This window comes from Haloferax sp. KTX1 (genome assembly GCF_902410085.1).
Taxonomy (GTDB): Archaea; Halobacteriota; Halobacteria; order Halobacteriales; family Haloferacaceae; genus Haloferax; species Haloferax massiliensis.
Genome location: NZ_CABPRH010000161.1, coordinates 1 through 456 on the forward strand (window position 1 = coordinate 1; position 456 = coordinate 456).

Sequence of the window (456 nt, forward strand, 5' to 3'; positions counted from 1 at the left end):
TGTGCGGGACGACACCGAGCCGCAGCAGGTCGGTGAACGACCCGGGGGTCGGTCGCTGGGGAACGAAGTTCGGCGGCCGCTCCCCGAACTCGGCGACGATTCTGTAGTTGTACTCCTCGTTCAGGAGATTCCGGAGGTAGGTCGCCTGTGCATCGCCGTTCCGGTAGTAGGTGTCCTCCTTGAGATACAGCAGATCCCGATACCCGACCTGGATGTACCGCGGGCAGGCCATCGCCTCCTCCGCCTCCGAGTCCTGACCGGCGACGTGTCGGGCAGTCATCGAATGCGGGACGGCGGTGTCCTGGATGTGGACGCGGTAGGTCTCCACCACGTCGCCCTCGTCGCTGTTGTCTTCGAGCCAGGCCGTCGCCTCGTCTCGGGGCATGGATGCGAACTGTGCCGTCCCGATACCGGCGTAGACCGCCGTCGTCACCAGCAGAACGGCCAACACCGGGC

General features: G+C 65.8%; 1 pseudogene. It reads right to left on the reverse strand.

What is annotated here, in order from left to right:
* Window positions 1–456: pseudogene (locus FY251_RS21255) on the reverse strand (dolichyl-phosphate-mannose--protein mannosyltransferase); the annotation flags it as partial.